We start from the raw sequence: 2200 nt of genomic DNA on the forward strand, positions 1-2200 counted from the left end.
CCAGCGCGGCTCACCAATGGCCCGGAACATCGGGTTGGTGTTGAATTGCATGATCTGCCGCACCGAGTGACGCAGTGCCTTGGACGGGATGGTGCCCAAGTGAGTGCAGTTGCCGCCGACCTGGCGACGGCTATCGACCATCGCCACCTTGCGCCCTGCCTTGGCGGCGTTCATTGCCGCGCCTTCTCCCGCCGGGCCGGAACCCAACACCACCACGTCGTAGTTGTAGACAGCCATGCGTACTCCTCAGAACAGGCCGCGGCACCCTCGGCACCTGCGGCTAAATCACGCCAATGCGTGGCATGAAGGAACAATTTGGGGCCAGTGCAGAACCCGGACACAGTCTATAGAAGCGTCAACGCCGCGCACATTAACCCTTGGTCGCGTCGTAGGCTACTTTTGCCTGCGCTACAACGCCAGTTTTCAATGCTCAAATTGCCGAAATCATTCGGTTTTTTCGCCACTGAGGCGTTCAAAAGCGTGACTGCTGCGTGTGACGAAACCTGTAYCGGCACGAATCACAAAAAATGCGCCGATATCGTGTTTTTCTGCGTAGTCCCAACCGCGCTCCGGACCAAGAATCAACAACAGCGTCGATAAGCCATCGGCCATCAACGCTGAAGGATGAATCACCGTGACCGATGCCAGACGGTGTGAGACCGGCGCACCGGTGCGCGCATCGAAGGTGTGGGAAAAACGCTGGCCGTTCTGCTCGAAATAATTACGATAGTCGCCGGAAGTGGACAGGCCATAACCGTCGACAACAATGACGCGCTCGGCCACTTGCCGGTCATCCCGCGGCTCTTCCAGTGCAATGCGCCATGGCGAACCGTCAGCCTTCCTGCCGGACGCCTTGAGCTCCCCCGTCGCTTCGGCGAGATAATCGCGAATGCCCATCGCCTCGAGTCTTGCGGCAATCGTGTCCACCGCATAACCGGCGGCGATGCTGTTGAAGTCGACCTCGACGGCGGCGTCCTTGCACAACTGGTCGCCCTCGATGCGCAAGTGTTCATGGCCGACGCGCTGGCGGGTTTCGGCGAGCGCTTCGGCAGTCGGGACTTTTTCCCCGCGGGCCTGCGGACCAAATCCCCAGAGATTGAGCAACGGCTCCACCGTCAGATCGTAGGAACCTTCACTTTGCGCTGACAATTGCTCGCCCACGCGAACCAATTCGAGGATCGACGCCGGCATTGCCTGACAACGGTTGGCCGGTAATGCATTGAAGCGCTCGATGTCCGAGTCGCTGCGGTAGGTCGACATTTGCCGGTCAATGTCAGCGAGGATCTGCTCGACCTGGACGCGGACTTCGTCCGGCGCCGGAAGGTTGGCGTGGCGCACATATTTGATCGAATAGGTGCTGCCCATGGTGGGACCGCCGAAGGTTTCGAGGGAGTCACTGCTGCCACAACCAGACAACAGGACGATCAACACAAAGCACCATATCCGCCAGATCAACAAATCCTGCATCCCCTGAAGAACACCCTGATACACCATCGAGGCTCGCCATTATGCGATAGAAACTGTGGGAGCGAGCTCGCTCGCGATGGTCGTCAACGATAACGCGTGCTTACCAGTTAAACGCAGCGTTCTTAGCTGCATCATAGGAACGCCGCCCGGAGCAAGCTCTCTCCTTGTATGTTGGCCCTGATTCCAACGGGGTCTTTTCATGGAGTCGCGGTATCGGTGACGCATTGTTTTAGTCGATGCGAATCCGTGCCACTGCCTTCGCTGCGATCAATATCGCCGTTGGCATCAAGGTAAATATGCGTATTAGGCCACCTAGGGCTTACGTTGACGCAGTGTCGTAGCGCTCCATCGTCCCACCAAGAAATCTCCATGAAAAATTTCTCATCTGGAAACAATAATCCATAATCACGTGTACCGCCCCCAGGCTGCATCCGCCCTTTGAATATTCGGTGTTGTACGTTCCAGATGTATTTAAGTTCTTCTTTAGCATCTTTGGAGTAATGAATAGTCACAGTAGGTAACCCAATATCCCATTGGGTGATGACCAGAAAAACAACTGGGATCCATAGCCATCGCTTGTGCGATCTTCGCGGTTTACTTACAGACGTGGACACGCCTCCCCCCCCAGTTCGCCGGTTCAATGGCAAGCACTTCATTCATGACCATCTTCGCGGTGACCCCACCTTTGGAGTGTTGATTAGCGAGAGGCATGCCGATACGGATCGCTTTATAT

The 2200-nt window shown here is 56.3% G+C and carries 2 protein-coding genes; both read right to left on the reverse strand.

Annotated features, from left to right (window positions below):
- A partial coding sequence (locus AC1DVH_RS29895; RefSeq protein ID WP_477756830.1) for an FAD-dependent oxidoreductase occupies positions 1-237 on the reverse strand: 237 nt, incomplete at its 3' end.
- A gap of 207 nt (positions 238-444) precedes the next feature.
- Entirely contained in the window at positions 445-1467 is a 1023-nt protein-coding gene (locus tag AC1DVH_RS29900; RefSeq protein WP_477756831.1) for an FAD:protein FMN transferase, read from the reverse strand.
- Positions 1468-2200 lie beyond the last annotated feature (733 nt).

The sequence above is a fragment of the Pseudomonas sp. P4_C3 genome (assembly GCF_056402075.1).